We start from the raw sequence: 26,446 nt of genomic DNA on the forward strand, positions 1-26,446 counted from the left end.
TCAGTGCACCCGCACTCTCGGGTCGATGAGGCTGTACGCCAGATCGACCAGCAGGTTGATGAGGACGTACACCATCGCGATGAACATGATGAAACCGACGAGCACCGGGTAGTCCCGGGCGTCGATCGAGGTGCGGATGAAGGAGCCGATCCCGCCGAAGGAGAAGACGGATTCGGTGAGCACCGCCCCGGAGAGCAGGCTGCCGGTCAGCAGGCCCACGGCGGTGACCACCGGCAGCAGCGCGTTGCGCAGCACATGGCGGACCCGGACCACCCGCTTCTCCAGGCCCTTGGACTCGGCGGTACGGACATAGTCCTCACCCACCACCTCCAGCACACTGGCCCGGGTCATCCGGACGATGACGGCGAGCGGGATGGAGGCCAGGGTCACCGCCGGTAGCACCAGATGGACGAGCGCGTCCCAGGTGGCGTCGAACTCCCCGGTGAGCAGGCCGTCCAGGACGGCGAAGCCGGTGACACCGGTGGCGTCGAGACCGGTGGAGAGCCGTCCGTAGCTGGGGAAGAGGCCCAGGCCGACGGCGAAGACACCCTTGAGGAGCAGGGCGAGGAAGAAGACGGGTACGCAGATCCCGATCAGCGAGCCGGAGACCGCCGTCACATCGAGCCAGCCGCCGCGGCGCCGGGCCGCGAGGTAGCCGAGCGGGATGCCGGCCGCCACCGCGATCAGCATCGCGGCGACGCTCAGTTCCACGGTGGCCGGGAAGCGCAGTACGAACTCGTCCCACACCGGCTGGCCGGTCTGGGTGGAGGTGCCGAGGTCCAGCTGGACGACGCGCTTGAGGAAGCGGCCGTACTGGACCCAGACCGGCTGGTCGAGCCCGAGGGCCCGGTTGATGCGTGCCACGTCGGCCTCGGTCGCGCGCTCGCCCAGGATGGCCGAGGCGGGCCCGCCGGGGAGCCGGTTCAGCCAGAGGAAGAGCAGGACCGACAGGCCGAGCAGGGTGGGAATGAGCTGGAGCAGTCGTCGTACGACGAGACGCAGCACCCCGGGCCCCTTTCTTGTGTTCTCGGTGAGGTCGTCACGGACGCGCCCGCGGTCACGGATACGGTCCGGCCCCCGCACGCCGGCCGTGGTACGGGTCCAGCCCCGTGCGCCCGCCCGCGCACGAATACGGGCACGAGCACGCGCACGGGACGAGCACGGGCGCGGGAGCGGGGTCCGGATCCGGGTACGCCGGAGTGAGGTCCGCCCGGCCACCTGTGCTGGGGCCGGGCGAACCCGCGGGCTCCGCTGCTTACGTGAAGGAGACCTCGGCGAAGTTCTCCTGGGTCAGCGGAGAGACCTTCGGCGGGTTGACGTTCTTGCCGAAGGCGATGGCCGGCGGCGAGGAGGAGATCGGCACACCCGGCAGATAGGCCATGATCGTCTCATTGGCCTTCTTGTAGGAGGCGACCCGCTTGGCCGGGTCCACCTGCTTCGAGGCGTCGGTCACCGCCGCGAAGACGGCCGGGTCCTTGAAGCCCCACTGCTTGTCGTACTCGGCGAACCAGGTGCCGATGAAGTTGTAGCCGTCGTTGAAGTCACCGGTCCAGCCCAGCATGTGCAGGGCGCAGGCGCCCGCCTCGGTGGCGTCCAGGTAGTCCGGGCTCCACTTGAGCGGCTTCGGGACGACGGTGATGCCGGCCTTCTCCAGATCGGCCTTGATCAGCTCGAAGATGTCCTGCGGGGCCGGCATGTACGGCCGGGTGACCTCGGTCGGGTAGCAGAACTCGACCTTGAGGCTCGACTCGCCCGCCGCCTTCAGCAGTTGCTTGGCCTTGTCGGTGTCGAAGGAGTACTTCGTCACCTTGTCGGACCAGCCGGCCACCGTGTCCGGCATGAACTGGGTGGCGAGCTTGCCGCCCTCGGGGAGCTGCGTCTTGACGATGTTCTCGCGGTCCATGGCGTACGCGATGGCCTGGCGGACCTGCGGCTTCTTCAGCGCCGGGTTCTTCTCCTGGGTCATGCCCAGGTACAGCAGGTTGAAGACGTCCCGGGTCGGGACCTGATAGCCCTGCCCCTTCAGCGTCTTGACGTCGGCGGGCGACACCAGGTCGTAGCCGTCGATGTCACCGGCCTGGAGCGCCTGGCGGCGGCCCTCCTCGGTGTCGATGGTGCGGAAGACCAGGTTCTTCACCTTGGCCTTGTCGCCCCAGTAGCCGTCGAAGCGGGTGAGGGTGACCTCCTTGTTGCCCTTGTTCCACTTGGTGATCTTGTAAGGCCCGGTGCCGGCGACCGTGCCGGCCTCCTGGCTGTACTTCGGGTAGGTGATGGCGTCGCCCTTGCCGGACGCCGCCTGCTTCTCGTACTCCTTCAGCGCCTTGGGCGAATGGATCGCCAGCGCCTGGAGGGAGAAGCCGCCGGGCAGGTTGGCGGAGGGCCGGTCGACCTCGATGACGGCGGTGTTCTCGTCCTTCGCGGTGCAGGACTTGTAGTTCGCCTTGGGCGCCTCGGGGTCCTCGTTCTTGGCGAAGCCACCCATGATGGCCTGCCAGTAGTAGGAGACCGCGCTCGACTGGTAGGTGCCCTTCCAGTTGAACCAGTGGTCGTAATTGGCGCACACCGCCGCCGCGTTGAACTTCTCGCCGTCGTGGAACGTCACATTCTTACGGAGGTTGAACGTCCACACCGTGCCGGCCGGGTTGCTGGACCACTTCTCGGCCAGGCCGCCGACCAGCTTGGTGCCGCCCGGCTCGTGCTCCAGAAGCGCCTCGAACGCCTGCCGGGTGACCCGGAAGGTCTCGCCGTCACTGGCGAGCGCGGGGTCGAGCGAACCGGGGTCACCGGCACCGGCGAAGACAAAGGTGTCCTTGGCCCCGCCCTTGTCACCGTCCTTGCCCCGCTCACTCGCACACCCGGTGGCGATCAGGCCGACGGCGACCGCCGCCGTGACCGCTCTGGTGGTTCGGGATCTGAACATGCGCATGGGCCCACCCCAGGATTCCGCCGTGACACGTGGTCTTGACCGGCCGAACACTACCCACGCCTCCGGCGGCCGAGAACAGTCCGGATAGCGGTGATACCCAGTCGAGACCCGGACGCCCAACAAACCGGCCTGATACGGGACATGAACGTTCGGCGCGGTCATATGAGCGGCTTGCGGGACAGGCGCCGCGAAGCGCCGGGCGCCGACGGGCGCGGTCCGGGGGCGGGAGTCCGCCGGGGCCCGCCCCCGGACCGGCCGGAGCGGCGCCGGTGACGTGCGGGGACGTGCGGAAACGGCTCCGGAGACGCGGTACGGGTCCGGAGCCGGGGACGCGGGACGGCTCAGGCGCCCCGGGGCGGGTAGCCGTAGGCGGGACCGGCCGGCGGGGCGGCGTGCGCCTCGCGGTCGTAGAACGGCCGGGCGTTGGCGCGCAGCCAGAGAGTGACCGGATCGTGCGGGTCGGACATCGCGACCGTGGAGACCGGCAGCCCCTCGGGGACGGCGGTGACCGACTGGCGCATCATCGCCCGCACCGACTCCACGGCGGCGTGCCCGGCGTCGTACAGATCGAGTCCGATGGCGAGGTACGGCGAGCCCAGCGCCGGGTGCACCCAGGCGCGGCGCAGCGAGCGGACCACCGGAGTGCGGTGCGCGTTCTGCGCCAACAGGGCGTAGAACTGCGGCAGTTCGATGGCGGGTTCGGAGAGCCGCAGCGGCCCGGCGGGCATCCGGTCGAGCCCGGTGGCGATCCGGCGCAGGTCCGGCCAGGGAATGCCCACACCACCGCCGGGGGCGTGCGGGTTGAGCCAGACGCCCCAGCGGTCCGGGTAGAGGGCCCGGGCGATCTCCGGGCCGCCGACCACCTCATGGGCGCGGGTCCAGCCGGAGGCGGCCAGCTCCTCGGCGGAGGTGACGCAGGGCGCGTAACAGACGCCGTCGACCTCCATGTTGCCGTACTGGGCGTCGGGCGAGCCGGGCCGGCCGTGCCAGAGCAGCATCCAGAGCCGGCCGCCCGCCGGGTCGGCCAGGGCGCGCAGCAGCGCCTCGTAGGCGTCGTAACGCCCGGGCGCCACCTGGCGCAGCATGTGCTCGACCTGTCCGGTCGCCGGGGTGCCCGGTGCACTCACCCTCGGTCCCGCCCCTCTTCCGTCCACCGCTCCACTTTATGCGGGACTCCGCCGCGGATCTTTATCCGGATCCGCGGCCGGATCTCCCTCCGGACCTCTCCGCGGCTCTCTCTCCGGGCCTCTTCCCGGACCTCCGGGGATCTCGCGGTCTCGCGGATCTCGCGGTCTCGCGGACCTCTAGGCGGGGAGCCGCTGGTGGAAGGGCCGCACCCGCGCCAGCAGCCAGTCCCCCACCGGGTCCCGCACCACGTCCAGCAGGATCAGATGGACCGGCCAGGCCACTGGCGCCCGGCCCAGCGCCCGGCCCAGCGCGTCCAGGGCCACCGCCCGGCCGGCGTCCGGGGTCCACTCCTCGTGGAGCTGGACCCCGACGAACAGGGTGGGCGGCTCGCCCTCCACGCTGGCCAGCGCCCGGCGGGCGGTGAGCACCGCGCCGGAGGCCTGGAACTCGGCGGCGGCGGCGGTCAGGAAGTCGACCGGGTCCTCCTGCCAGTCGGGCTCGAAGAGCCGCACCCGGCCCCCGGAGGCGGGCCCGTCCAGCTCGGTGCGCCCGGCCCGGCAGAGCGCGGCCACCGCGGGGGGCGGCAGCGGGACGCCGACCGTGCCGCCCGGGTTGACCGCGATGCCCAGCTGGGGCGGCAGCCCCCGGGCGAACTCGACGGCGGGGGCGACGGTGTACGAGAGATGGGCGCCGGCGCCGCGCCGGAACTCCCCCTCGGAGCTGAACACCGGTACGTAGGGGGCGCCGTCCAGCTCCAGCGTCGGCAGGTCCAGGCCGGGGCTGTCGGGCGCGCCGCCGTTGGGCAGCGGCACCCAGACCGGGCTGCGCCCCAGCACCTCGACCAGCCGGGCGCCCGCGCCGGGGTCACCGAGCGAGGCGGCGAGCACCTCCTCCAACTCGTTGCCCGGCCAGACCGGTGCGTCCGGCAGCGACTGGTGGCCCGGCCATGCTGTGTCCACTGGTGGTTCCTCGCCCTTTCCCGCTCTCCCACGACCTCGGTACGGCCGGGTACGCGCCCGCCGGCGGTGACGGTGCCAGCCGGTACGCGCCTGCCGGCCCACCGCCATCGCCGGTACGCCCCTGCCCGCCGTTCCGTCGCAGCACGATAGGCCCTGGCCAGGGGCGGGTGCCAGACGCGCGGGCGAGGCCACCGGGCGCGAGGGGCGCCGGGCGGGCCGGCGGGGCAGGCCGGACGGCGCGCCCGGCGGTCCGACGCGACGGACCGGACGGGCTCGGGCCCTGTCCGGACGGGTCGCGCATGCCGGACCGGGGCGGGTCGGGGCTGCCGGGCCGCGTGTACGGCCCGGGGCCTGATCGGATCGGGCCCCGTCCGGACCCGGAACCGGCCGGACTCCCCGGCGCGGGCCCCGGGGGGCTCAGCGCCGGTCGGGGCCCCGGTTTCCCGGGCGGCCGGGAGCGTCGGGGCTCCCCGGACTCCCCGGCCCCCGGTCCGCCGGGGCTCACCGGCCGCCCGGCCCCACTCCGCCGTCCCGCTCGCCCGGCACCGCGCCGAACCCGATCCGCCGCAGGGCCGTCGCGGCCAGCCGGTCCAGCAGGGTCACCGAGGCACACCCGGCCGGCACCACGCCCCGCTCGGCGTCCCGCACCAGCCGGCCGGCCGCCGCGCGGTGCCGGGCGAAGGCGTACCGGGAGACCCCCCGGCCCCGATCCCGCTGGCCCTCGCGCGCGGCGTCGGGCGCCACGTCGAGCAGCAGCAGGTGCAGGCTCCGGCCGCGCCGCCGGGCCTCCCGGGCCAGCCAGCGGCGCACCCAGACCTGGGTCCCGCAGTCGTGCACCACCAAGTGGGCGCCGGCCCGCAGCGCCCGGCGCAGCCCCCAGTAGTGCGCCGCCCGGACCAGCGGGCGGTAGACGGCGTACGGCAGCCGGCCGGGCATCCGGCGCTCCCAGCGGTCCCGGGCATCCTGCGAGTCGACGCCCAGACCCCCGGCGGTGCGGGCGATCAGCGTGGACTTGCCGCTGCCGGGCAGCCCGGAGACGACCACCAGGTCCCCGGCGGCGAAGGTCAGCGCCCGGGGCCCGCGCCCGCCCCGGCCTCGCAGGTCCCGGACGACCGGCAGGACGGCGGCGAGCGGACGGCGCCGTACCAGCGCCCCGAACCGGTCCGGCCGTCCCGCCCGGCCCGCCGGCAGCGCCACCTCGGGGAGCCCCGGGCCCCCGGAGGCGCCCGAGACCCCGGAGCCGCCGGACATCCCGCCCCCCGGCAGTCCGGGCCGGCCCCCCGGGACCGCTCCGGCGGACGCGCCCGCCCGCGCCGCGCCCGCTCGTGTCCCGTACGCACCGGACCGCTGCGACACCATCGCTACTCCCCGCTACTCCCCCTGCTCGGGCTCGGCTGTCCGACCCTTGCCCAAGAAGTGTAAAGAATGGGTAATGAGTCACAACCGATTTGCCGAAGAGACCCCGCGTGCAATGATGTGCGCGCCAGGCGCCGCGCGGTCGGGAATGACGCGAACGCGCACACAACCGCATACCGGCCGCTCGAATCCGCGCGGGAGAGTTCCGGAACATGGTCGGACGTGATCACTTCACGACCGGGTTCCGGGCGCCGAAGGAGCAAGCACCTCCCTTGAATCTCTCAGGCCCCGTACCGCGCGAATGAGGCAACTCTGAAAAGCGGACCGCCCCGGCGGTCCCACCCAAGGTGCAAGCCGATACCCACCGGGTCGCGGCGAACCTCTCAGGTTCCGATGACAGAGGGGGAGGATCGTCCTCGTCCGCGAGGACCGTCCCCGCCCGTCGTGACCCGTGCCGTCATGACCCGCGCCCGTCATGATCCGTACCGGTCGTGGTCCGTGGGGGCCGTCCTCACCAGTCGTGCCGTCATCGCCAAACCGGGACCTCGGGAGCCACACCTCATGAGCACTGCCGCCGCCCCCCGCCGCACCGCGCTCGACGCGCTGCACCGTTCGCTGGGCGCCACCATGACCGACTTCGCGGGCTGGGACATGCCGCTGCGGTACGCCAGCGAGCGCGAGGAGCACCTCGCCGTCCGCACCCGCGCCGGACTCTTCGACCTCTCCCACATGGGCGAGATCACCGTCACCGGGCCCGGCGCGGCGGACCTGCTGGACTACGCGCTGGTCGGCAACATCGGCTCGGTCGCCCCGGGCCGGGCCCGCTACACCATGATCTGCCAGGAGGACGGCGGCATCCTGGACGACCTGATCGTCTACCGGCTGGACAAGGGTGAGGCCGCCGGAGCCGCCGGAGCCGCCGGAGCCGCCGAAGCCGCCGAAGCCGCCGAAGCCGCCGAATACATGGTGGTGGCCAACGCCTCCAACGCCCAGATCGTGCTGGACGCGCTGACCGCGCGGGCGGCCGGCTTCGACGCCGAGGTGCGGGACGACCGGGACGCCTACGCGCTGCTCGCCGTCCAGGGCCCGGAGTCGCCCGGCATCCTGAAGGCCCTCACCGACGCCGACCTGGACGGACTGAAGTACTACGCCGGACTGCCCGGCACCGTCGCCGGGGTGCCCGCGCTGATCGCCCGTACCGGCTACACCGGCGAGGACGGCTTCGAACTCTTCGTGGCGCCGGAGCACGCGGAGGAGCTGTGGCGGGCGCTCACCGAGGCGGGCGCGGGTGCCGGTCTGGTCCCGTGCGGGCTCTCCTGCCGGGACACCCTGCGCCTGGAGGCGGGCATGCCGCTGTACGGGCACGAGCTGACGACCGGGCTCACCCCGTTCGACGCCGGGCTCGGCCGGGTGGTCAAGTTCGACAAGACCGGCAACGACGGGGCCTTCGTCGGCCGGGAGGCCCTGACGGCCGCCGCCGAGCGGGCCGCCGCGAAGCCGCCCCGGAAGCTGGTCGGGCTGATCGCCGGGGGCCGCCGGGTGCCGCGCGCCGGGATGGCCGTGATGGCGGGCGGCGAGGTGATCGGCGAGGTGACCTCCGGCGCCCCGTCGCCGACCCTGGGCAAGCCGATCGCCATGGCGTACGTCGACGCCACGCACGCCGAGCCCGGCACCCCGGGTGTGGGCGTGGACATCCGCGGTACGCACGAGCCGTACGAGGTCGTGGCGCTGCCGTTCTACAAGCGCCAGAAGTAGCGGCCACCCGCACCCATGGGCCGGCCGCCCGCCTGTTCCCGCGCCGACCGCGTCCACGGACCGGCCGCCCGTCCCCGGCTCGCCCGCGACCGCGGACCGGCCGGCTCGCCCCGGGCCCCGCGCCCGTCCGCGACACGCGGGCACGGGTGGCGGCGGCGACACCCGCCGGACGGCGCCCCGGGCACCGGTTCGCGCCCATCCGGCGGCCGGGGCGCCGGCCCGCACCCTCCGGCGGCCGGCCGGTCACCCCGGCCGGCCAGGCAGGAGGGGCAGCACACCCCGGGTCACCACCCGCCCACACACCGCGATCGCACCATCCACATCCCGGACACCGGCCACCGGACCCGCAGGTCCGGCCCGGGCCCGGCCGGGACCCGGCCACGGCCCGCCCGACCGGTGGGCTCCCCGTTCACCAGCACTCCCCCGCGTACAGGAGAATTCAGGTCATGAGCAACCCCCAGCAGCTGCGCTACAGCAAGGAGCACGAGTGGCTGTCGGCCGCCGAGGACGGCGTCTCGACGGTCGGCATCACGGAGCACGCGGCCAACGCGCTCGGCGACGTGGTGTACGTCCAGCTCCCGGAGGTCGGTGACACGGTGACCGCGGGCGAGACCTGCGGCGAGCTGGAGTCGACCAAGTCCGTCAGCGACCTGTACTCCCCGGTGACCGGCGAGGTCGTCGCGGCCAACCAGGACGTCGTGGACGATCCGTCGCTGGTCAACTCCGCCCCGTTCGACGGCGGCTGGCTCTTCCAGGTGCGGGTCACGGAGGAGCCGGCCGACCTGCTCTCCGCCGACGAGTACACCGAATTCGCCAGCTGACCACGAGACCCCAAGGGACCGCCTGATGTCGCTTCTGAACACCCCTCTCCATGAGCTGGACCCGGATGTCGCCGCCGCCGTCGACGCCGAGCTCCACCGTCAGCAGTCCACCCTGGAAATGATCGCCTCGGAGAACTTCGCTCCGGTCGCGGTCATGGAGGCCCAGGGCTCCGTTCTCACCAACAAGTACGCCGAGGGCTACCCGGGCCGCCGTTACTACGGTGGGTGCGAGCACGTCGACGTGGTCGAGCAGATCGCGATCGACCGCGTCAAGGAGCTGTTCGGCGCCGAGCACGCCAACGTCCAGCCGCACTCGGGCGCGCAGGCCAACGCGGCGGCGATGTTCGCGCTGCTCAAGCCGGGCGACACGATCATGGGCCTGAACCTGGCCCACGGCGGTCACCTGACCCACGGCATGAAGATCAACTTCTCCGGCAAGCTCTACGACGTGGTGGCCTACCACGTGGACGACGCCACCGGCCAGGTCGACATGACCGAGGTCGAGCGGCTCGCCAAGGAGTCCAAGCCGAAGCTGATCGTGGCCGGCTGGTCGGCGTACCCGCGTCAGCTGGACTTCGCCGCCTTCCGCCGGATCGCGGACGAGGTCGGCGCCTACCTGATGGTCGACATGGCCCACTTCGCGGGTCTGGTCGCGGCCGGGCTGCACCCCTCGCCGGTGCCGCACGCCCATGTCGTCACCACGACCACCCACAAGACCCTGGGCGGCCCGCGCGGCGGAGTGATCCTCTCCACGGCCGAGCTGGCCAAGAAGATCAACTCGGCGGTCTTCCCCGGTCAGCAGGGCGGTCCGCTGGAGCACGTGATCGCGGCCAAGGCGGTCGCCTTCAAGGTCGCCGCGTCGGAGGAGTTCAAGGAGCGCCAGCAGCGCACCCTGGACGGCGCCCGCATCCTGGCCGAGCGCCTGGTGCGGTCGGACGTCACCGAGCACGGCGTCTCGGTCCTCTCCGGGGGCACCGATGTGCACCTGGTCCTGGTGGACCTGCGCGACAGCGAGCTGGACGGCCAGCAGGCCGAGGACCGGCTGCACGAGGTGGGCATCACGGTCAACCGGAACGCCGTTCCGAACGACCCCCGCCCGCCGATGGTCACCTCGGGTCTGCGGATCGGCACGCCCGCGCTGGCCACCCGGGGCTTCCAGGAGGAGGACTTCCGGGAGGTCGCCGACATCATCGCGGAGGCGCTGAAGCCTTCGTACGACGCGGAGGCACTGAAGGGCAGGGTCGCCGCCCTGGCCACGAAGCACCCGCTTTATCCTGGTCTGTGAGCCGTCCCGCGAGCTTCGCGACGCGTTCGCGGAGACGTTAGGTACGCAACAGACTGATTTGCGGGGCACCGCGCACACTGGAGAGTGAGTGCGGTGCCCCGTCCCTTGCCCCGCCCGACCGACCCGACCGCCCCACCGGCCGCCCGGCCCCGACCGGTCCCGCGCCATCGCCGTCCCGCCCCACCCCACCCCTTCCCGCCCAGCCCGCGTTGCCCAGCACCATCCGGCGGACAACGACGTCTTCCCCACGCTAGGAGTTCCCCCGTGGCCATCTCGGTCTTCGACCTGTTCTCGATCGGCATCGGCCCGTCCAGCTCCCACACCGTCGGCCCGATGCGGGCCGCCGGCCTGTTCGCGCGCCGGCTGAAGAACGAGGGCCTGCTCGCCCACACCGCCCGCGTCCGCTCGGAGCTGTACGGCTCCCTGGGCGCCACCGGCCACGGCCACGGCACCCCCAAAGCGGTCCTGCTCGGCCTGGAGGGCGAGTCGCCCCGTACGGTCGACGTGGAGACCGCCGACGAGCGGGTGGAGACCATCAAGTCGGACGGCCGGATCAATCTGCTCGGCGCCCACGAGATCCCCTTCGACTTCGACGAGGATCTGATCCTGCACCGCCGCGAGACCCTCCCGTACCACGCCAACGGGATGACCATCCGGGCGTACGACGCCGAGGGCGCGACCCTGCTGGAGAAGACCTACTACTCGGTCGGCGGCGGCTTCGTCGTGGACGAGGACGCGGTCGGCGCGGACCGGATCAAGCTGGACGACACCGTCCTCCGGCACCCCTTCCGCACCGGCGACGAGCTGCTCCGGCTCACCCGGGAGACCGGCCTGTCGATCTCCGCCCTGATGCTGGAGAACGAGAAGGCCTGGCGCACCGAGGACGAGATACGGACCGGGCTGCTGGAGATCTGGCGGGTCATGGAGGCGTGCGTGGCGCGCGGCATGTCCCGCGAGGGCATCCTCCCGGGTGGCCTGAAGGTCCGCCGCCGGGCCGCCAACACCGCCCGCAAGCTCCGCTCCGAGGGCGACCCGCTGGCCCTCTCCATGGAGTGGATCACCCTCTACGCCATGGCGGTCAACGAGGAGAACGCCGCCGGCGGCCGGGTCGTCACCGCCCCCACCAACGGCGCCGCCGGCATCATCCCGGCCGTCCTGCACTACTACGTGAACTTCGTCCCGGGCGCCGACGAGGACGGCGTGGTCCGCTTCCTGCTCGCGGCCGGCGCCATCGGCATGCTCTTCAAGGAGAACGCCTCCATCTCCGGCGCCGAGGTCGGCTGCCAGGGCGAGGTCGGCTCCGCCTGCTCCATGGCCGCCGGTGCCCTCGCCGAGGTCATGGGCGGCTCCCCCGAGCAGGTCGAGAACGCCGCCGAGATCGGCATGGAGCACAACCTGGGCCTCACCTGCGACCCGGTCGGCGGCTTGGTCCAGATTCCCTGCATCGAGCGCAACGGCATGGCCGCCGTCAAGGCCGTCACCGCCGCCCGGATGGCCCTGCGCGGCGACGGCAGCCACAAGGTCTCCCTCGACAAGGTCATCAAGACCATGAAGGAGACCGGCGCCGACATGTCCGTCAAGTACAAGGAGACCGCCCGCGGCGGCCTCGCGGTGAACATCATCGAGTGCTGAGGGGTCTGAGGGCTCTGAGGGCTCTGGCAGATCCGAGGAGTACGGCCCCGGGCAGCGCGTCCGGGTAGGTGAGCGCTGTCAGGGGCCTCAGGCCCCGGCGGGGCGCCGCCCCGGTCGGCGCTCCCCGGGTGACGACGTGCGCCCCGGGCGACGACGCCGGGCGGCTCGCGGCCGGCGTGCCCGTACGCGGCGGTCCGGGCACACGTGCCCGTACGCGGCGGTGCGGGCGCACCGGGGGCCGCACGCGGAGTGCGGCCCCCGGTGTGCCCGGTCCGGATCGGCGGCGCCGCTCCCCCGCTGCCGTGCGGGCGCGTCATCGCCGCGGCCGCCGGCCCGGGGACCGGTGAACGGGCGACCCGCTACCGCGCGGGCGTGTTCTTGCGGAAGACCCAGTAGTCGGCGCCCTCTTCCGCGATGTAGTTGGCGTCCGGCAGCTTGAACCGCAGCGTGGCCAGTTCCCTGACCTCGGGCGAGAGGGCGAACTCCTCGAAGCCGGTCTCGGTGGCGTAGCTGCCCCGGGTGGAGACCAGGATCAGGCCGCCGGGCAGGGCGTACTCGATCAGTGTGAGCAGCGCCGTCGGGCGCACATGGCCGAGCGTGAACACCCCGCTGCTGACGACGATGCCGTACTGCCCGAGCCGCTCGTCACGCTTCGGCTCCGAGAGGTCCACGCCGCCGAAGACCTTCCGGTAGGCCTGGGTCTTGCGCGCCTCGGCGGCCATGTTCTCCGAGAGGTCGACACCGTCGATCTCGTAGCTGCCCAGGGTGCTGAGGAAGCTGCCGACGAGGCCCGTACCGCAGCCCGCGTCGAATATCTCCGTGTCCGGCGATCCATAGGCCGAGGCGAGCAGGTGCACGAAGTTGGCCGCGACCCTCGGTGCCACCCACTTCTGATCCGCCAGGTCCCCGTTGTAGCCCGGCGCCCAGTCCTCGTAGTAGCGCTTCAGCCCGGGGGCGTCCTCGAAGAAGACATGGGACCGCGCGACCTTGGTGAAGGAGTTGCTCATGGAATTGCCTCTCTGTCCGGCCGAGCCGACGATCATGACCGTTCCTTTTTGCCGCCCCGCTGTGTCGCGTCGCCGTCCCGCTAGGTCACGACGGGCACACCCGACGCGTCCGAGCTCCGCTCGTCGTCATCCCCGCCGTGCCCGCCGCTCCCGCCGTTCCCTCCGTTCCTTGTGCGGGAGTTCTTCACGTCGAAGAACATGTAGACCCCGATTCCGGCGAGCACGAACAGGGCACCGGTGACCTCCGACCAGGTCGGCAGCCGCCTCTCCACCGGCAGACTCAGGATCGCTCCGAAAATCGTCTCCGTGGCGAGCAGCGGCCCCACCAGGGGCACCGGAATGCCCTGCGCCGCCTTCACCCAGATGTAGGTCCCCCACCAGGAGGCGATGACGCCGAGGAACACGCACCACGCGATGATTTTGAAGAGCGGATACGGTTCGAACGTCTCGGCCGGCGTGGAGGCGATGGCGAAGGGCAGCAGCACCATCGAGGCCCCGCCCGCCCCCATGGCGACAAGCCCCGCCCAGAGTGTGGGGTCGGGCTTCGTCTCCCAGGTCCGTTGCGACTGGGCGTTGCGGACCACGAAGTAGGACCAGGTCAGCATGGCCCCGAGCGCCAGCAGAATCGCGAAGAGGGAGTCGTTCGCGCCTTCCAGGTCGTCTCCCTGGATGAGGTCCGACACGCTGAGGAGCGTCAGGCCGACGATGATCAGGACGACCGGTGCGATCAGCTCGCGCCAGGACATCCGCTTTTCCGCGAAGTTGCCGGCCACGGCGATGGTGATCGGTGACGATCCCACGACGACCGCGGTGATGAAACCGCTGTCCATGGTCGCCGAGTACGAGACGCAGACGTAGAAGACGAAGTACCCCACGAAGCCGATGTACAGGCCGAAGAGGATTCTCCGGGTCGGCATCAGCCCGAGCTGCCTCCGGCCCCGCCACAGGACATAGAGGCCGCACAGGCCGAACAGGGAGTACCGGCCGGTGACCAGGAGCAGTTCACTCGCGGGCCGCACGGCCGCCGGGGCGACGAAGGCGAAGGCCCAGAGCAGGGCGGCCGTCAGCGCGGCGAGGACGTTCTTCTGCGTACTTCCCATGACAGGTTCTGTTCCAGTCCGCGGGTTCGTCCGGCGCCGAGGCGATTCCGCCCCGGCCGGTCCGGGTGGTAGATCGTGGTGAGGGTTGTCTCCGCCGCGCCTCCGCCGCGTCGGCGCCGTCCGACGGGGACGTCCGAAGGGGCCGCCCGACGGAGGCATCCGACGGGGGCATCCGCTGGGCGCGTCCGACGGAGCCGTCCGGCGGAGGCATCCGGCCGGGGCCGGCCCCTTCGGCCCGGGCGCCGGGCGGTGCACGGCGGGGAGCGGTCAGAGGGCGGAGTCGGGGATCTTGACGGAGTCGAGGATCGCGACGGTGTGTCCGACCTTCTCGCCCTTCTCCACCAGAGCCAGGGCGTCCACCGCCGGTATCTCGTGCGGCGCCAACTCCTCCTCGATGCGCAGGGCCTGCGCGCCGGCCGCCGCGACCGAGATGCCTCCGAAGGCCTCGCGCAGCACCTGCACCGGATAGAAGTGGAACGGCCCCAGGCCCTCCCGCTCCCACTGGGCGTATCCGCCGACCACGTCGTGCGGCTCGGACTGGACCTTCCAGGTGTAGGTCAGAATGCTGCCGTTGTATCCGGCGGCCCTGGAGAGAGTGAGGATCTCGGCCAGCGGGATCCTCGCACCGACCGATGAGAGCACCCGGCCGCCGACCCGGAGGAGCGGGTGCGCCTGCTGAAGGGCGAGATAGTGCAGGGTGATGAGGTTCTTCTCGGCGAAGCCGGGGATCTCCTCACTGCGCTCCGCGATGAAGGTGGAGCTCGCCTGGCCGTCATCGAGGTCGACCCTCCCCGCGATGGGGATGTTGGGAAGGTTCTCGTAGACGACGTCGACCTGCGACATCCTTCCGGCCAGCGGCGCGAGGAGGTCCCCGGCGCCTCCGATCAGCTCGACGTCCTGGCTGAGAAGATTGTTCCGGATGTTCTCCCGCGCGTAGTCGAGTACGTCGTCGTGGAGGTCCGTGAAGCCCACCGTGCGGGCGCGGAGAATCTCCACGGCCGCCAGGGCGTCCAGGCCGGCACCGGTACCGATGGTGCAGAACGTCGGCGCGAGAACGCCCATCCGGGCCAGCGTCTTGAACGCGGGCACGGCGACGCTGGCGACCCAGTCCGCGCGCGGCTCGTCCGCCTTCGGAAGGTACGAATGGTCCGAGAGCTTGAGCCCGACGGATGATCTGATCCGCTCCGTCTCTCCGAGCCGGAAGAACTCGCGTGGCGACACAACCAGTTCTACGAAGTCGGTGCGCGTACCCATGTCGGCCCTCCTGCGGTGGAAGTGACTTCACTATCCGCAGTTCCCGCCGGCCCTGTACAGGGGCGCCCTGTTGCCACTCCAGAGGCAACAGCAACAACGTGCGGGACCACGCGATGAGAGCTCGCGGTACGGCCACCGGACGGCGATCCCTGCGCGGCGGTGGTACGCGCGTTCCCGCCACGCCCCGTCCCTTCCCGCCCCTTCCCGCTTCGCGCGCACGGCTCCGCGCAGACGGCTCCGCACACCGGAGAGGTCATCGGTTCGACCGGCCACGAACCGTGCCGGGCACGCCAGTTGGGGTCGTTGACACCTTGAGAAACAGCTCCCTAGCATGTATCTATACCGGTTGGTATACGCAGGTGAGTCGCCCCCGATCCGAAGGAGACGCACGCGTGTCGCTCCGTGTGTCCGGTCACGCACCCGGCGGAACACTGCCTCTCCCCGCCACGGCAGGCGAGGAGGGCCCGTGAAGCCCGTACGCATCCGCGAGGACGCCGAACTCCAGCGCCAACTGCTGTCACGCGTCTGCCGGTCGCCGGCCTGGCGCGGCCGGCCGGGAAGAGCGCCCGGCAGCATCTCGGTCCGCTCGGACGAAGCCGTCATCATCACGACGGGTGAGACGGGTGATCCGTACGGGGACCCGGCCGGGCAGGACACCGTGATGGTCGATCCCTCGGACGGCCTGCCACTGCTCGGCGAGGTCGAGTGGCCTCCCGCCGAGACTCCGGCGCATCTCGCGATCCACCGGCGGCTCCCCGGCTGCGGAGCCGTGGTCCACACCCGCGAGCCGCACTCCGCCGCACTCGCCGCCCTCGCCGGCGGCGCCCGTGCGGCGGCCGGCGCGGTCGTGCTGGTGGCCGCCGGTGACCGGTACGGCACCTGCCACCTTCCCGACGACGCCGTGGCCCGTCTCGGCGCCCCGGCCCCGGGCGGGCCGGCGGCCCTCCTGGTCGAGGGGACAGGTGTCTTCACCTGGGGCCGCGACCTGGACGAGGCGCTCGGCGAGCTGGAGCGGATCGAGGAGCTCGGCCGTCCGCTCCTGCCGGAGAGCGCCGGCGGTTCCGGGGAGGCCGGCGCGGCCCGGGAGGCCGGGGAGGCCGCCGGGTGACCCTGCTGCAGATCATGCCGGCGGCCGGACCCGGGACGGTGTACCTGCGGACGGAGGACCTGGGCGCCATCCGCGGCGAACTGCTGAAGATCGGCGTGCGTTTCGCGCGGTGGCACGCCGCCCGCCGGATCCCGGCGGACGCCGACGACGCCACCATCATGAACGCCTACCGCAGCCATATCGGCCAGGTGAGCGCCGAGAGCGGCTACCGCGTCGTCGACGTCGCACGCCTCACCCACACCTCGGCCGATCCCGAACCGTCCGGGCCGGGCCGTCCGAACCGGGACAAGTTCCGCGAGGAGCACATCCACGACGAGGATCTGACGCGCTTCGTCGTGGCGGGGGCCGGCTGCCTCTATCTCCATGCCGCGGGCCTGGTGTACGCGGTGCTCTGCACGGGCGGTGACCTGCTGTCGGTGCCCAGCCGTACGGCCCACTGGTTCGACGCCGGAGCGCGCCCCCGTTACACGGCCGTCCGCTTCTTCCGCGAGGACGGCAGACGTACCACCCGGTTCCTGCCGGACGGCATCGCCGCCCGCTTCCCGACGCTCGACGACCTGCTGGCGCCGCCCTGAGCGGTGCGGCCAGTACGGCCGGTCGCGGCGGGACCCGCGCCGCTCACGAGGTCCACGACGGAGACGCTGTATGCGCTGTATGCGCTTTTAGGGGATGCACAGTGGTACGGAAACCAGCGCGGGGCTCGGCGGTCAACCGGCCCTCGCACGGCACGTCGGGCTACCCGCCGGACATCGGCGCCCAGGCGACGTTCGGGAAACTGCTCCGGGCCCACCGCGAACGGCGCGGGCTCTCGCTCGCCCAGCTCGCCACCCGGGTCCATTTCAACCGGGGCCACATCAGCAAGATCGAGACCGACAAGCGAACACCTTCGGTGGCCTTCGCGGAGGCGTGTGACCGGGTGCTGAACACCGGGACCACCTTCACCTCCATCGCCACGGCTCTGGAGGCGGCCGCCCGTCACCGGCCCGCCTGGATCGTGCCGGCCCAACTGCCTCCGGCCAAGCGTCACTTCATGGGCCGCCGGGACTGTCTGGAGCAGCTCACCCGTCGATTACAGGACGACGGGCAGTCCCTCGCCGTGCCGGTCGCGGTCATCGACGGACCGACCGGCGTGGGAAAGACCGCCCTGGCGGTGCAGTGGGCCCACCAGGCGGTCAGCGACGGCCGCTTCGCCGACGGGCAGCTGTTCGTCAGCCTCGGGGGCCCCGAGCCGGGCACCGCGGCCGATCCGTTCGACGTCCTGGAGGACCTGCTCCGGGCGGTGGGCGTACCGGCCGACCGCGTACCGGCGGATCTGGACCAGCGCTCGGCCACCTTCCGTTCCTACCTGCACGGGCGCGAGATGCTCCTGGTGCTGGACGGTGCCGTGGACGCGCGGCAGATCCTCCCCCTGCTGCCCGGCTCCGCGGGATGCGCCGTCGTGGTGACCAGCCGCTCGCGGCTGCCCGGCCTGCTGTCCCGGGTGGACGCCGTCACCGTTCCCCTGACGGAACTGTGCCGTCCGGAGGCCGCGAAGCTGATCCGGGCCATGATCGGTGACGCGCGCGCGGACGCCGACCCCGCCGCGGTGACCGCACTGGCCGAACGCTGCGGACACCTTCCGCTGGCCCTGGTGCTGGCCGCCGAGCACATCGTGAACCGCCGGCACCGCAGCGCCGCCCCGCTCACTGCCGAACTCCGGCTCGAAAGCGCCCGGTTGGACCCCGCCGAGGGTGACGTGACACTCCACGACCCGGTCGGCACCGGCGCACCCCACCGGGCTCTCGACGAGCAGAGCGCCCGCTTGTTCCGGTTGCTCGGCATGACCCCCGGCCCGGTGACCGGCGCCGCCGCCACCGCGGCGGCGACCGCGGGTGTCGGCCAGGACGAAGCGGTACGACTGCTGGTCGGCCTCGCGAGCGCGCACCTGGTCGGACACCAGGACGAGCGCCACCACCTCATGCAGGACCTGCTGCGCGCGTACGCGGCGGATCTCGTGAGACAGCTGGGCGGCGAGGCCCCGGGCGCGACGACCCGGCGGCGGACGGCCGACCCGGCCTTCACGGCGACCCCGCCGGCCCTCTCCACCCTCTCGGCCCTCTCGGCCCTCGTCGCCTAGCGCCCGCCCGGGGCCCGGGGCCCGCGCGTCACTCCGGGAGCGACCTCTCGATGAGGATCGCGGCCACCTGCTCGGCCCGGAGCACGGCCTGGTCCACCGAACCCATGGAGCCGGCGACACAGGCTCCCTCGTGCAGGATCAGCACCTGCGCGGCGAGTGCGGCGGGCGCCTCGGCGTTGCCTTCCCTCGCGAGGTCCTCGAGGTAGGCGAGGAACCAGGTCTTCTGGTCGCGGGCGACCTCCCGGCCGGGGTGGTCGTCCGGCAGTTCCACGGACGCGTTGATGAAGGCGCAGCCCCGCCGGTTCCGCTCGTGCATCCAGTCGCGCAGGGCGCCGAAGGTGGCCAGGATCTTCTGTCCGGCCGGCCCCTTGTGACCGTTGACGTGCCGCACCAGAGTGGCCCGCCACAGGCCGTCGCGAGCCCGCAGATAGGCGACGATGAGGTCCTCTTTCGAGCCGAAACAGTCGTAGAGGGTCTTCTTCGTGACGCCCGCCTGCTCCGCGATCGCCTCCACACCGATGGCCCGGATCCCCTGCTCGTAGAAGAGCCGTGAGGCGGCTTCGAGGATCTTCACACCGGCCGGCGTCAGATGCTGGGTGCCGCGCCGCTTTGTCCTTCTACCGGTGGTTTCGCTGCTGATGCTCACCCAGCGAACGGTACACCCAGCGGTATACCGAGGACAGCTTCCGAACCGGCCCGGCCCCCGGCTGAGCCGGGCGGCTCCCCCGCGCTGCCACAGGTGCCCCAACCACCTCCGTCGGCCTGTGACATGCCGCCGAACGGCCCAATGGGCGGCGTGCGCCGCTCCCCGGGTGAGCCTGTGCCGGGTGACGGCCGGCGCACGGCGCGACACCCGGACACGGAGATGGGGAGGGTGGATGACCCAGGCATACGACATCGAGGTCGTCGTTTTCGACGTCCTCGGCACCATGGTCGACCAGCCGGGCGGGCTGCGAGCCGCGATCCGCGACGCGGTGCCGGCGGCCGACGAAACGACGCTCGACCGGCTGCTCGCCCTGTGGCTGGAGCATGTCGAACACGAGCAGCGGCGCATCGAGGACGGGGAACGAGCCTACGCCGACTCCGCGGCCCTCGACCGCGAGGCGGCCGAACGCGTGGCCGAACGCACCGGCCTCACCGACCCCGCCGCCGTCCGGCACCTGGCCACGGCCGGCCAGCGCCTCGACGCCTGGGAGGACTCCCGCACCGGCCTGGCCCGCCTCGCGCGGCGGTTCCCCGTCCTGGGACTGACCCACGCCAGTCGCGCGACCCTGCTCCGCCTCAACGCCCACACCGGGCTGCGGTGGCACCAGGCCCTCTCCGCCGAGGATGCCCGCGCCTTCAAGCCCGCGAAGGAGGTCTACCAGCTCGCGCTCGACACGGCGGGCTGCCCTCCGGAGCGCCTGCTGATGGTCGCCGCCCACGCCTGGGACCTGCGGGGAGCCCAGGCAGTGGGCATGCGCACGGCCTACGTCCAGCGCCCCGGCGGCGACCCCCCGGGCACGGCCGACACCTTCGACTGGCACACCGACAGCCTGAACGACCTGGCCACCGAACTGACTTCGGCCGCCTAGGGGGCGGTGTCGCCGGGCACACTCTCCGGGTCGTACCGGTTGAGCCCCGCACACCTGTGAGGTGCGGCCTCGACGGATTCGCCGGGCCGGCCGGTGGTGACGAGGAACCAGCCGATGCGAGTGACCCCTTCGGGGTGGCGGAAGAGCCAGGCCATCGGGTCGGGCGCTGCCCGGCCGGGACGGCCGGCCGCCCGGCGCAGAAGCGCGGTGGCGAACCGGAGCACCAGGAAGAGGTGTTCACGACGGCGGATCCGCCCGCTCGCCCCGTGCGAAGTCGGCCCGCAGGCGCCGAAGACACCGGTCCGTGTGGTCCGGCGACTTCCACTCGGGCGGCACCGTGGCTTCCACGCGGGCGCGCAGCGCGTCCAGTGCCCGGTGCAGCTCCCGGTGGCGGACATACCGGCTCCACAGCTCCTCCAGCCACCGGAGAGGCCGTATGACACGGTCGCGCAGCCGAGGACGGGGCGGGCGGAAGATCCGGTCCAGGTTGCGTGCCCTGTTCCGCTCCGCCTCGGTGAGCGGGGGCTCTCCCCGCCCGAACCTCACCGGGGGCACCGCTGCTCGGTACGGGGAACGATGATGTACGGGCCCGGCTGCTCGGGCAACGGCGGTTTCCTGGGGTCCGGCACAGCGGGCGAACTCTCCAATCAGGGGTTCGTGCGGGGCGGTCGTTGAGGGCGTTCGAGCCGGAATGGCTCCGGGCCCACGACGGCGGTCACGCAGTCGCTCTGTCGGGCCCGGGAGCGAGGCCCACGGGCGGGAGCGGCGGCTCAAGGAAGCGGTACGGCGCCGCTGATCAGGCACCAGACTTGTTTGCCGGGGCCCTCCGGGCTCGGCCCGTACCCCCAGCAGTCGGTCAGCGCCTCCACCAGCGCCAGCCCCCGACCGTCCACGGCGCCGTCCCCCGCCGGGCGCGGCACCGGCGGCGCCGGAGAGGGGTCCGCCACTGTGACCAGCAGCAGCCCCTCCGCATAATGAGCGGCCAGCCGCACCACGTCCCCGGTGGAAGCGCACCCGTGCCGGACGGCGTTCGCCACCAGCTCGTGCACCGCCAGCACCACGGCATCCACCTCCGGGCAGCCCCACTTCGTCAACCGCTGCTCCAGCAGACGCCGTACGCCCGCGACCTCCGCGAGTTCACCCGGGATCACAGCGCTGAACGACTCCCGCACCGGCCGGGAAGCCGCCACCTGACCGCCGCTCACCACACCGCCACCGGCGGCGCGCCCTCCAGCAGCGCTTCGATGCGAAGTCATCCTGTCCCTTTCTCTCTTCAGGGCCCTCCCCGCCCGAGGTATTCGAGCCGTGGGGGGACTCGGTTTCGGTACGTTCGGGCGGGGAGGGGCTTGTCGCGGTCCGGGGTGTGCCGCCCGGCTGCCGGCTAGCCCCTTGCGTGGCGGTAGCCGGGCGGTCCCCGCCTTCTCGTGCCGGATCCATGGGCACATGACGCAGGGGGCGAGGGGTCTTGAGGGCTGCGGGAGTTCAGCGCGTCAGCACGACGGCCGGCAGCCAACCGAGCACGGCGTAGGAAGCCAGAGCGGCCAGGCAGATCAGGGCGGTACGGGCCACCGCCCACAGTCCTGTCCTGCGGCCGCACCTCCGGTGACCGGCCGGCGGGCGGGGTATCGGCTCAACACCCCTCTTGGCGCCTGCGATCGGCCGGCTCGGGCGGGCCGACAGCGTGACCCGGTGATACGGGTCCGAGAACACGGTGCTCCACACCTGCCCCGCTTTGACACGCTGGTGTGCGTCACTGTGGCCGGTGGTGTCCTCGCACCAGGCCCGTAACTGCCCGGCACACGCCACCACCGCGCGTTCCCCGGAGGTTTCGGGCACGCGGCCCAGCGGGTTGCGGTCCAAGGTCTCCGCCGTACGCCAGGCCGCCGAACACAGCCAGCGAAGCACCAGCCTCGGCCCCAGCAGGGACGTAGGAGACGCGTACGCGTACGGCACCGTGATCCCCTCGGCGATGAGCTCCTCCACCAGGACCTCACACCGGTAGTAACTGGGCTCCGGCGCGCTCACATCAACCGCCAGTCCGTCGACCGCCGGTGCGGATGCTGACGGATCACCTCCCCCCAGTCCCGCTCACCGGGCACCCCGCCGACCGAGGCCCGCTTTCCCCGAGCCACCCGGCACACCAGACACCGCTCGAAGACGACGGGCGGCTCCCCCTCCCCCAGCTGCACATCGGTGTGCCGCCGCCTCAGGCCCCCCACCCCGGCGCGGGCGCCGCCGGGCGGCCCTCCCGTCCTTGACCGCACGGACGTACTCTCGTTCACGTCAGCGCCCCTTCGCAGCGTCGTCCGCGCCCCCGAGCCGCTCCAACGGCTGTGGGGGCTTTTCCTTCTGAAGAGCTTCAACCACGTGCAGCTCCTCACGGAACGGCGAACGGGGAACCCCGCAAGCCCATTTGGGGAACCCCGCTCCCACTCGTTTGGGGTTCCCCGCCGGAGTCCTGGGGCTACGCTGGACGCAGATCACTTCGGTTCTTGGTAGGTGGCTACATGGGTGACCGCGCAGCTCGGCGGAGTGGATATCCGCTGACGATTCCCGACGCACTTCTCGACAGCGAGGCCATGCGGCAAGCCTGCGCCGCCCGGAACTTCCAAAAGATCTTCCGCCTTGTCAATCGCCGTACTGGATCAAGTCACGCTGTCATGGCGGCGGCTATCGGGAAAATGACCAGCTCTCGGGTCAGTGACATTATCCGTGGTGTCAGGGGAATCCGAGGGCGTGAGGTAATCGAGCGCGTAGCAGACGGATTCGGCATCCCTGGGGAAATACTCGGGTTGGCAGCGCGCCCTTGGGAAGGGCACACCAACACAGGGCAGACCCGCGTCGGGATTACGTGTGATCCCGAGGAACCAGCGCCACAGCGGGAGGAGCCGGTATCCGCCGACCGACGGACTTTCGCCTCAGGGTCTGCCGTCGCTTTGTCAGTGACGGCAACGCAGTTCGCTCGGGGACAGCGCGCCATCCAGGCACTTGAAGTGATGGGCAACGACAGCGTGAGCACGCTTCCCGTTGTCCTGGGTGATCTAATCGCCCACTACACACTGACCGTTTGCTCTATGCCTCCAGCGGATGTGTACGACGAACTACTGACCGTCAGAGCATACACAAGCGGCGTCCTGGAAACCCGCATGCCCGAGAAGAAACGAAGAGAAATCACACTATCCGTTGGCTGGCTTTCTTGCCTGCTGGGTATCGCAGCATGCGACATGGGGACGCACGCGGCAGCGCACATTTGGTGCAGCGACACTGAACGACGAAGCCAGGAAGTAGGGCACCCGGAACTTTCGGGATGGGCTGTTCTGACGAAGTCACTCATTGCCTTCTACCAGGGACGCCCCCATCAATCGCTGTTGCTGGCATCCCAAGGACAAGGTTCCACAGCGTCAGGAACCCTTGTCCACACAAAGCTAGCGACGCAGGAAATGCGGGCAGCGGCAATGACAGGCGACGCCGACCGCACGGAAAAAGCACGACGCTACGCAACGAATGAGATCGCAAGGCTGCCCGCTGATGTCAGCGTAACGGGCGCTTTTTCGATTTCCCCCGGAGAAGATCCTCCGTATACGGCCACATCCTTGATGCTGCTAGGCCGCCACGAAGAGGCGGTATCCGCGACTAAGCAAGTACTGCAAGTCCTCTACAGGCCGGACGCACGACAGCGCGGCGAGCACCCGTCCAGCTACGCCCGCGCCCTGCTGATCCTGGGACTTGCTCAAGCTGGGGCCGGAAATGTGGACGAAGCTGTCTCCGCTGGACATGAGGCCCTTTCGGGAAGCCGTCCGGCCTGGCCGACTGTAACGCTCGCTGGCCAACTCAGCCGCGCGCTGGAAGGCCGCTTCGCCAAAGCCTTTCAGGTAGAGGAATATCGAGACCGATACCTCGAAGTGACCAGCCAGCTGACCGGCAATACCATCTAGCCATACCCTCACACGAGAGGATGCGATGAGCGGCAAGGATCTCAGCTCGGAAGAGATTCATAAAATCACGAGTTTCGTAGATATTGAGGCACCACCACCACAGGGTGAACCAACCGCCCACATCCTATTCGGCACGAACCAAACTCAGCCGGTAGAAATTGCGGCGGACCGGTACCACAAGGGTCTAGCGCCGTTGATCATTGCGACTGGCGGGGTCAACCGGCACAACGGAATCGTAGAGGCACAAGTTTTCCGTGATCTCCTCATTGAGCGTGACGTTCCGAATGCTGTCATTCGATGTGAAGACCAGGCAGCCAACACCTGGCAGAATGTGGAATTTTCCCTACCCTATGTGCGCGAAGCCTTGGGTTCAGGTTTGAGGATCACGGCGGTCAGCAAGTGGTACCATCGCCGGACCGTTCACTGTCTGGCATCGGTCGTGCCTGGCCTCGACCTCTTCTACGCCATCTCCTGGGAACCCCTGTATTCCGATGAGGTAGTCGACCGCACTAGCTGGCCTTCCATCCCGGAAGGCAGGCGCCGTGTAGTCCGCGAATGGGAGGAGATTCCTCGGCGTGTCACAGAGGGGAGCTTCACAGTCCTGCGCCGCATTAACGGGGCCTGGAAAGTGTGCTCAACTACACGGCGATGCGGCTCACCCCTCCATGGGTCGCGAGCCAGTCAGGTGGACAATGTGGAGCCTCGTGACCGGCATTGACATGCAGCACTACGACCACCACGACGCCGCCGAGCTGCGCCCGCTGCTGCTCGACGTCTACGCCGAGGTATACGCCGAGGCCGCGGCCACCGATCCGTTCGCCAGTGTCGACCGCTTCGCTCAGGGCCTCGACGGCTGGAGTCGCCACCCCGGCTGGACATGCACCGTCGGCTACGACGGTGACCAGGCCGTCGGCTACGCCTATGGAGCCCCGCTCCCACCCGACGCGAAGTGGTGGGGCGGACTGCTCACCGACGTGCCGGCCGACATCATCAAGGAGACCGGCACCCGTACCTACGCCCTCTCCGAGCTGATGGTCCGTGCCCCGTGGCGCAAAACCGGCACCGCCCGCCGACTGCACGACGCACTGCTCACCCCACGCACCGAAGAACGCGCGACCCTGCTGGTCGACCGGGAACACCCCAAGGTCCGGGCATTGTACGAGTCGTGGGGCTGGACGACGCTCGCAGACCTGCGCCCCCGCATCCCGGACGCCCCGCTGTTCCACGCGATGCTGCTCGGCCTCCCCCAGCGCTGACCGGCCGGGCGGCGCGCCCTTGATGAATCCCGCACCGGTCGGCCTCCAGTTGGAAAGTGCGCTCACCCACACGGCGATGCGGCTCACGCCTCCATGGGTCGTGAGCCAGTCATGGGGACGACGCGGAGCCCCGCGACCGGCATCGGCATACGGCACTACGACCCAACGGCAGCCCCCGGAGGGTTCACCGAGGCCGAGATGCGCCAAGTCCTCGAACGGGCATGCGCGGCTGTGGGCCTCGACAGCGCAGACGCGCAGCTTCTCCGAGGACATACCAACGCTGTTGTCCTTCTCGAAGCGGAGAAGGTCGTCGTCAAGATCGCCCGAAAGGGAACAGCGGTCGAGGAGGTACGCCGGACGGTCGAGTTCGTGCGGTGGCTGATGGACGTCGGCTTCCCCACCGTGACGCTGCATCCCGCCGAAGTGGTGGCAGGTGGGCACGCGGCCATCTTGTGGACGTACCTGCCTCAGCCGGACCACTCCATAGAGGCGGCTCAACTCGCGAAGCCACTGTTCGGATTGCACAACCTTCCCACACCGCCGGCACCCCCTCCCGGGCATGACAATTTCGCTGCGATTCGACGGTCCCTCCAAGAGATCACCTGTCTGCCCTCGGAAGACCTGAGGTTCTTGCAGCGGCACGCCGAGCGGCTTTCGTCGGACCTGGAGACTGTGAGGTTCGCTCTCCCCGGAGGGGTCATTCAGGGTGATCCCCAGCGCCGCTGGTGCTCTCCATGTGGGTAGCGGCGATGCCGTGCTCTGCGATTGGGACACCGTGTGTATGGGGCAGCCGGAATGGGACCTGGTGACGGTGGAAGTCCACTGCCGAAGGTTCGGCCACGGCCAGGAGCACTACCAGGCTTTCGCTGACGCGTACGGATGGGACGTAACCCGCTGGTCGGGGTATCGGACACTGGCCGCCATCCGCGAGTTGCAGATGATCACCACCAACGCCCGCAAAGTGCCGGATGCCCCTCGTAGCCTTGAGGAGATCAAGCGACGCGTGGAAGGAATACGTCACCGGGACGAGCACATGCTGTGGAAGATCCTCTAGACGTGAACGCGTGGTGAGCCCTCGAGAAGTTCTCCGACGGGCTTGTGACGGCTCACTGCCTCGCATCGACAGCCGTGCGCGCTCGTCATCCGCGAGCTCCGGGGCGCCTGCTGACTCAGGGCCGGACGCGTATCCGCCGTCCGTCCTCTCGATCTTGAGCAATCCACCGAAGTAGAAGAG

The 26,446-nt window shown here is 70.9% G+C and carries 26 protein-coding genes and 1 riboswitch; of the genes, 13 read left to right on the forward strand and 13 right to left on the reverse strand.

Features of this window, described 5'->3' with window-relative positions; translation table 11 throughout:
* From NX801_RS00175 to NX801_RS00195, 5 genes are all read right to left on the reverse strand, one after another.
* A complete protein-coding gene (locus NX801_RS00175) occupies positions 1 to 1,005 on the reverse strand; it encodes an ABC transporter permease (RefSeq protein ID WP_258784640.1) in 1,005 nt (334 codons plus the stop codon).
* Positions 1,006 to 1,255: 250 nt separating this feature from the next.
* Entirely contained in the window at positions 1,256 to 2,926 is a 1,671-nt protein-coding gene (locus tag NX801_RS00180; RefSeq protein WP_258784641.1) for an ABC transporter substrate-binding protein, read from the reverse strand.
* 341 nt (positions 2,927 to 3,267) lie between these two features.
* A complete protein-coding gene (locus tag NX801_RS00185; RefSeq protein ID WP_258784642.1) occupies positions 3,268 to 4,053 on the reverse strand; it encodes an enhanced serine sensitivity protein SseB C-terminal domain-containing protein in 786 nt (261 codons plus the stop codon).
* A 177-nt stretch (positions 4,054 to 4,230) separates the two neighbouring features.
* Entirely contained in the window at positions 4,231 to 5,013 is a 783-nt protein-coding gene (locus NX801_RS00190) for an enhanced serine sensitivity protein SseB (RefSeq protein WP_258784643.1), read from the reverse strand.
* A gap of 501 nt (positions 5,014 to 5,514) precedes the next feature.
* Complete coding sequence (locus NX801_RS00195) at positions 5,515 to 6,264, reverse strand: ATP-binding protein (RefSeq protein ID WP_258784644.1); 750 nt, start codon at positions 6,262 to 6,264, stop codon at positions 5,515 to 5,517.
* Positions 6,265 to 6,554: 290 nt separating this feature from the next.
* A riboswitch (glycine riboswitch) is annotated at positions 6,555 to 6,675 on the forward strand.
* Between the two features lie 255 nt (positions 6,676 to 6,930).
* Here NX801_RS00195 and gcvT point away from each other — a divergent pair.
* The 4 genes from gcvT to NX801_RS00215 all read left to right on the forward strand — a co-directional run bounded on the left by gcvT (position 6,931) and on the right by NX801_RS00215 (position 11,862).
* Positions 6,931 to 8,124: a glycine cleavage system aminomethyltransferase GcvT gene (gene gcvT, locus NX801_RS00200; protein ID WP_258784645.1), complete on the forward strand. Its 1,194-nt coding sequence runs from the start codon at positions 6,931 to 6,933 to the stop codon at positions 8,122 to 8,124.
* A 446-nt stretch (positions 8,125 to 8,570) separates the two neighbouring features.
* Positions 8,571 to 8,945, forward strand: coding sequence for a glycine cleavage system protein GcvH (gene gcvH, locus NX801_RS00205; RefSeq protein ID WP_258784646.1), 375 nt, complete (start codon positions 8,571 to 8,573; stop codon positions 8,943 to 8,945).
* 25 nt (positions 8,946 to 8,970) lie between these two features.
* The gene (glyA, locus tag NX801_RS00210) at positions 8,971 to 10,230 is read left to right on the forward strand and encodes a serine hydroxymethyltransferase (RefSeq protein ID WP_258784647.1); all 1,260 of its coding nucleotides are present in this window, start codon (positions 8,971 to 8,973) and stop codon (positions 10,228 to 10,230) included.
* 264 nt (positions 10,231 to 10,494) lie between these two features.
* Positions 10,495 to 11,862 (forward strand): L-serine ammonia-lyase, encoded by a 1,368-nt coding sequence (locus NX801_RS00215; protein ID WP_258784648.1) that lies wholly within the window; start codon positions 10,495 to 10,497, stop codon positions 11,860 to 11,862.
* A gap of 359 nt (positions 11,863 to 12,221) precedes the next feature.
* On the opposite strand, the gene NX801_RS00220 is transcribed toward NX801_RS00215, so the two are convergent.
* The 3 genes from NX801_RS00220 to NX801_RS00230 all read right to left on the reverse strand — a co-directional run bounded on the left by NX801_RS00220 (position 12,222) and on the right by NX801_RS00230 (position 15,223).
* Positions 12,222 to 12,869 (reverse strand): class I SAM-dependent DNA methyltransferase, encoded by a 648-nt coding sequence (locus NX801_RS00220; protein ID WP_258784649.1) that lies wholly within the window; start codon positions 12,867 to 12,869, stop codon positions 12,222 to 12,224.
* Between the two features lie 80 nt (positions 12,870 to 12,949).
* Positions 12,950 to 13,969, reverse strand: coding sequence for a DMT family transporter (locus NX801_RS00225; protein WP_258784650.1), 1,020 nt, complete (start codon positions 13,967 to 13,969; stop codon positions 12,950 to 12,952).
* 267 nt (positions 13,970 to 14,236) lie between these two features.
* Complete coding sequence (locus NX801_RS00230) at positions 14,237 to 15,223, reverse strand: class I SAM-dependent methyltransferase (RefSeq protein ID WP_258784651.1); 987 nt, start codon at positions 15,221 to 15,223, stop codon at positions 14,237 to 14,239.
* A gap of 466 nt (positions 15,224 to 15,689) precedes the next feature.
* Here NX801_RS00230 and NX801_RS00235 point away from each other — a divergent pair, with 466 nt between their 5' ends.
* The 3 genes from NX801_RS00235 (at position 15,690) to NX801_RS00245 (ending at position 18,447) form a co-directional block, all read left to right on the forward strand.
* A complete protein-coding gene (locus NX801_RS00235; protein ID WP_258784652.1) occupies positions 15,690 to 16,331 on the forward strand; it encodes a class II aldolase/adducin family protein in 642 nt (213 codons plus the stop codon).
* A complete protein-coding gene (locus NX801_RS00240; RefSeq protein ID WP_258784653.1) occupies positions 16,328 to 16,906 on the forward strand; it encodes a cupin in 579 nt (192 codons plus the stop codon). Before NX801_RS00235 ends, NX801_RS00240 begins: the two co-directional genes overlap by 4 nt.
* Before the next feature lie 101 nt (positions 16,907 to 17,007).
* Positions 17,008 to 18,447, forward strand: a complete 1,440-nt coding sequence (locus tag NX801_RS00245) for a helix-turn-helix domain-containing protein (RefSeq protein ID WP_258784654.1) — start codon at positions 17,008 to 17,010, stop codon at positions 18,445 to 18,447.
* A gap of 28 nt (positions 18,448 to 18,475) precedes the next feature.
* Here NX801_RS00245 and NX801_RS00250 read toward each other — a convergent pair whose 3' ends face one another.
* Positions 18,476 to 19,093, reverse strand: coding sequence for a TetR/AcrR family transcriptional regulator (locus NX801_RS00250; protein ID WP_258784655.1), 618 nt, complete (start codon positions 19,091 to 19,093; stop codon positions 18,476 to 18,478).
* A gap of 232 nt (positions 19,094 to 19,325) precedes the next feature.
* Between NX801_RS00250 and NX801_RS00255 the strand changes: the two genes are divergently transcribed.
* Positions 19,326 to 20,021, forward strand: a complete 696-nt coding sequence (locus NX801_RS00255) for a haloacid dehalogenase type II (protein WP_258784656.1) — start codon at positions 19,326 to 19,328, stop codon at positions 20,019 to 20,021.
* On the opposite strand, the gene NX801_RS00260 is transcribed toward NX801_RS00255, so the two are convergent.
* The 4 genes from NX801_RS00260 to NX801_RS00275 all read right to left on the reverse strand — a co-directional run bounded on the left by NX801_RS00260 (position 20,018) and on the right by NX801_RS00275 (position 22,046).
* The gene (locus NX801_RS00260; RefSeq protein ID WP_258784657.1) at positions 20,018 to 20,245 is read right to left on the reverse strand and encodes an NUDIX hydrolase; all 228 of its coding nucleotides are present in this window, start codon (positions 20,243 to 20,245) and stop codon (positions 20,018 to 20,020) included. The genes NX801_RS00255 and NX801_RS00260 overlap by 4 nt on opposite strands.
* 13 nt (positions 20,246 to 20,258) lie before the next feature.
* Positions 20,259 to 20,576, reverse strand: a complete 318-nt coding sequence (locus tag NX801_RS00265; protein WP_258784658.1) for a hypothetical protein — start codon at positions 20,574 to 20,576, stop codon at positions 20,259 to 20,261.
* Between the two features lie 215 nt (positions 20,577 to 20,791).
* Positions 20,792 to 21,277, reverse strand: a complete 486-nt coding sequence (locus NX801_RS00270; protein WP_258784659.1) for an ATP-binding protein — start codon at positions 21,275 to 21,277, stop codon at positions 20,792 to 20,794.
* A gap of 226 nt (positions 21,278 to 21,503) precedes the next feature.
* Positions 21,504 to 22,046, reverse strand: a complete 543-nt coding sequence (locus NX801_RS00275; RefSeq protein WP_258784660.1) for a hypothetical protein — start codon at positions 22,044 to 22,046, stop codon at positions 21,504 to 21,506.
* 554 nt (positions 22,047 to 22,600) lie between these two features.
* On the opposite strand from NX801_RS00275, the gene NX801_RS00280 reads away from it, so the two are divergent.
* From NX801_RS00280 to NX801_RS00295, 5 genes are all read left to right on the forward strand, one after another.
* On the forward strand, positions 22,601 to 23,956 hold the full coding sequence (locus NX801_RS00280) for an NsdA family TPR-like regulatory protein (protein WP_487403414.1): 1,356 nt from the start codon (positions 22,601 to 22,603) through the stop codon (positions 23,954 to 23,956).
* Positions 23,957 to 23,981: 25 nt separating this feature from the next.
* Entirely contained in the window at positions 23,982 to 24,674 is a 693-nt protein-coding gene (locus NX801_RS30930) for a YdcF family protein (RefSeq protein WP_428986026.1), read from the forward strand.
* The gene (locus NX801_RS00285) at positions 24,661 to 25,212 is read left to right on the forward strand and encodes a GNAT family N-acetyltransferase (protein WP_258784662.1); all 552 of its coding nucleotides are present in this window, start codon (positions 24,661 to 24,663) and stop codon (positions 25,210 to 25,212) included. The genes NX801_RS30930 and NX801_RS00285 overlap by 14 nt, the downstream gene beginning before the upstream one ends.
* 111 nt (positions 25,213 to 25,323) lie before the next feature.
* Positions 25,324 to 25,956, forward strand: a complete 633-nt coding sequence (locus tag NX801_RS00290) for a phosphotransferase (protein WP_258784663.1) — start codon at positions 25,324 to 25,326, stop codon at positions 25,954 to 25,956.
* 37 nt (positions 25,957 to 25,993) lie between these two features.
* Entirely contained in the window at positions 25,994 to 26,266 is a 273-nt protein-coding gene (locus NX801_RS00295) for a hypothetical protein (protein ID WP_258784664.1), read from the forward strand.
* The last annotated feature ends 180 nt before the right edge of the window (positions 26,267 to 26,446 follow it).

Source organism: Streptomyces pyxinae (genome assembly GCF_024756275.1).
In the GTDB taxonomy this organism is placed as follows: domain Bacteria; phylum Actinomycetota; class Actinomycetes; order Streptomycetales; family Streptomycetaceae; genus Streptomyces; species Streptomyces pyxinae.

Bases quoted from the DNA above. Each gene is read 5' to 3' on its own strand.
- glyA (WP_258784647.1), top strand. From the start codon at position 8,971: ATGTCGCTTCTGAACACCCCTCTCCATGAGCTGGACCCGGATGTCGCC.
- gcvT (WP_258784645.1), top strand. From the start codon at position 6,931: ATGAGCACTGCCGCCGCCCCCCGCCGCACCGCGCTCGACGCGCTGCAC.
- NX801_RS00230 (WP_258784651.1), bottom strand. From the start codon at position 15,223: ATGGGTACGCGCACCGACTTCGTAGAACTGGTTGTGTCGCCACGCGAG.
- NX801_RS00255 (WP_258784656.1), top strand. From the start codon at position 19,326: ATGACCCAGGCATACGACATCGAGGTCGTCGTTTTCGACGTCCTCGGC.
- NX801_RS00180 (WP_258784641.1), bottom strand. From the start codon at position 2,926: ATGCGCATGTTCAGATCCCGAACCACCAGAGCGGTCACGGCGGCGGTC.
- NX801_RS30930 (WP_428986026.1), top strand. From the start codon at position 23,982: ATGAGCGGCAAGGATCTCAGCTCGGAAGAGATTCATAAAATCACGAGT.
- NX801_RS00225 (WP_258784650.1), bottom strand. From the start codon at position 13,969: ATGGGAAGTACGCAGAAGAACGTCCTCGCCGCGCTGACGGCCGCCCTG.
- gcvH (WP_258784646.1), top strand. From the start codon at position 8,571: ATGAGCAACCCCCAGCAGCTGCGCTACAGCAAGGAGCACGAGTGGCTG.
- NX801_RS00295 (WP_258784664.1), top strand. From the start codon at position 25,994: ATGGGGCAGCCGGAATGGGACCTGGTGACGGTGGAAGTCCACTGCCGA.
- NX801_RS00280 (WP_487403414.1), top strand. From the start codon at position 22,601: ATGCGGCAAGCCTGCGCCGCCCGGAACTTCCAAAAGATCTTCCGCCTT.
- NX801_RS00220 (WP_258784649.1), bottom strand. From the start codon at position 12,869: ATGAGCAACTCCTTCACCAAGGTCGCGCGGTCCCATGTCTTCTTCGAG.
- NX801_RS00290 (WP_258784663.1), top strand. From the start codon at position 25,324: ATGGGGACGACGCGGAGCCCCGCGACCGGCATCGGCATACGGCACTAC.
- NX801_RS00195 (WP_258784644.1), bottom strand. From the start codon at position 6,264: ATGTCCGGCGGCTCCGGGGTCTCGGGCGCCTCCGGGGGCCCGGGGCTC.
- NX801_RS00270 (WP_258784659.1), bottom strand. From the start codon at position 21,277: ATGACTTCGCATCGAAGCGCTGCTGGAGGGCGCGCCGCCGGTGGCGGT.